The organism is Photorhabdus temperata (genome assembly GCF_025384845.1).
Classification (GTDB): Bacteria; Pseudomonadota; Gammaproteobacteria; order Enterobacterales; family Enterobacteriaceae; genus Photorhabdus; species Photorhabdus temperata.
Genome location: NZ_JAJAFX010000156.1, coordinates 1 through 2,134, shown reverse-complemented (window position 1 = coordinate 2,134; position 2,134 = coordinate 1). Strand labels below are relative to the sequence as shown.

Annotated in this window: 6 protein-coding genes; 3 read left to right on the top strand and 3 right to left on the bottom strand. The window is 42.5% G+C overall.

The window, feature by feature from the left end:
• Positions 1-164, bottom strand: a 164-nt coding sequence (locus tag LGZ99_RS24190; protein ID WP_262979823.1) for a CHC2 zinc finger domain-containing protein, incomplete at its 3' end; no start/stop codon positions are given.
• Between the two features lie 130 nt (positions 165-294).
• Here LGZ99_RS24190 and LGZ99_RS24185 point away from each other — a divergent pair.
• From LGZ99_RS24185 to LGZ99_RS24175, 3 genes are all read left to right on the top strand, one after another.
• Positions 295-636: a helix-turn-helix domain-containing protein gene (locus LGZ99_RS24185; protein ID WP_315903533.1), complete on the top strand. Its 342-nt coding sequence runs from the start codon at positions 295-297 to the stop codon at positions 634-636.
• Positions 637-711: 75 nt separating this feature from the next.
• Complete coding sequence (locus LGZ99_RS24180) at positions 712-1,032, top strand: SymE family type I addiction module toxin (protein ID WP_262979822.1); 321 nt, start codon at positions 712-714, stop codon at positions 1,030-1,032.
• 14 nt (positions 1,033-1,046) lie between these two features.
• Positions 1,047-1,244, top strand: a complete 198-nt coding sequence (locus LGZ99_RS24175; RefSeq protein ID WP_262979821.1) for a DUF7706 family protein — start codon at positions 1,047-1,049, stop codon at positions 1,242-1,244.
• Between the two features lie 86 nt (positions 1,245-1,330).
• On the opposite strand, the gene LGZ99_RS24170 is transcribed toward LGZ99_RS24175, so the two are convergent.
• Entirely contained in the window at positions 1,331-1,714 is a 384-nt protein-coding gene (locus LGZ99_RS24170; protein ID WP_244866493.1) for an immunity 50 family protein, read from the bottom strand.
• A gap of 11 nt (positions 1,715-1,725) precedes the next feature.
• The coding region (locus LGZ99_RS24165) for an HNH/endonuclease VII fold putative polymorphic toxin (protein WP_262979820.1) at positions 1,726-2,134 on the bottom strand (409 nt) is incomplete at its 5' end.

The following is a 2,134-nucleotide window of genomic DNA, read 5'->3' as shown; positions in this document are numbered from 1 at the left end:
GCCGGAGAGATAACCATTGACGGGGTTTTCTCCTCATGGAACGGGCACAGCAGTACATAATCTTTGCCGCGTTTAAAGAGCTGTCGCCCCTGTTGCTCCACCACGGCGACTAAGGAGACGGCGGCTTTCAGGTGCTGTAATTCTGCTTCCGGGATGCGTGCCATAAAACGACCTCCTAAAAAATGCGTCAAGACTCCATTGCTCTTTTATTTAGTATCCATTAAGATACCAATATAAAGCAAGCATTTTTTGGAGGGTAGAATGACGGCAAATTTCTCTGACTGGTTTAATTCGATGAGCATTGCTAACCGACTCGTTGCCCTCCGTAAGCAAAAGGGCCTCTCACAGCAAGCATTGGCGGATGCCATTGGTATCCATGTGACTCAGGTCAAACGCTACGAAGGTGGGATTTCGTTACCTTCTCTGGAGGCAATTAAGAAGATCGCACAGACATTGCGGGTCACGACTGATTCACTGATATTTGAAGAAGATGAGCTACTACCTGATGCCGACTTGGCTCTACAGTTTCAGGCTATTAACAACATGCAACCGGAGCAGCGAGAGGTGATTAGGGAGTTATTGGAAGGAATGATCATCAAGTACGAGGCTGAACGCTGGTCTTCTAAGATGAAGTGAGGGCAATAACGCAACGTATTCGGGCGGGCACCCAAATACGTTGCTCACCACAAGCAACTAAAAGAGGTAGTTACTATGGCTAAGGCGCATTCTAAAGCAGAAGTGGCAGTAAATAAAGCCGTGAAAACAGAACGTTATTACACGGTGGGTTATGTGCCGAACGGGCATAAGGTCAAGAATGCCACACCAGCGATACATCTTAAAGGACAGTGGCTGAGACAGGCAGGATTTGATACTGGCGGCCAGATTACAGTGAAGGTGATGGATGGCTGTCTGGTGCTGATCCCTGACAGTGAAGACACGCAACAACAGCATCAGCAGTACCAGCGGCAACAGGCCCAACTGCAAGAGATCAAGCAGCAGATGCAGGCGCTGATAACTGGTTTTGTGGGTTAAGAGGAGAGCATGAGATGACGATAGCGATTGAACATTTACAGGATATTCAGTTAACTCACCTTGAAGCACTGGCCTTGGCCCAACTGGTTAAGCGGCTGAACTGGGCGGAGATACGCGCCTGTGCCGTGAATGACGAGGAAGCGTATCAGATCAAAGATGCGATCTCTAAGCTCCAATCCGCTCTGGCTTACTGTGGGTATGCGCCACGGTAGATATCATCAGAAGGCCGGAAGATCTCGAAAGATCTTTCCGGCGTTGTTTAATGATTTTTATACTAGCTTTACAAACACATATATTTTTATTTGCTTATGTAGACAGAAGGGCCAGTAAGACTTATATGTGAGCAAATAATTTTTATATTTATATCGTTATTTTTAATACTCACTATATTTTTATTATCCATAATTTTAATATCTACTTTTGCAACCATATCGGTTTCGATTCCTTGCATATTTAAGTCAGAAACACCAAAGCAATAAATACCTGCTCTACATCTATTAAAATCTTTACCCCATTTATCTGGAGTTTTATCAGGAAGACTATTTACAAGATCAAATGACATAATTACTGTTGGCCCATCTCTTTTTACATCAATACTGAAAATATCTATCTCATTGATAAACGGAGGGTTTGAATAAACTCTCCTCATCAATTCACTACCTGGCAAATCAGTCCAATACATATATGTCTCCATTAGTAGCTATAATGGTCTAATGTTCCATCAACGCTACCAGTTCTAATATTATCATGAGGTCTCACATTAAAATGAGGTCCCTGATCACCTACACCACCTTGCCCAAAATTATGACCAGCAGCATGATCTTGTATAACAACTTTAGTGCCATCAGATTTTGTGAAGTGATATTCCCTTGTCCAAATAGGTTCTTTATTTGAATTTAAGATAGGTTTACCATTTCTGTCTGTTAACATTACTTGATCATATTCTTTTGTATTTTGATGTTTCTGATTAAATATTTTATTTGGACGCTGGTTTTTAGGAATACCAACATCTCTTTTTGCTGCTCTAAGCGCATCTTTTCTTGAATTAAATTGGGCATTACACCCAGCAAGACCCAGCGGATCTATCCACGACACCGGATTC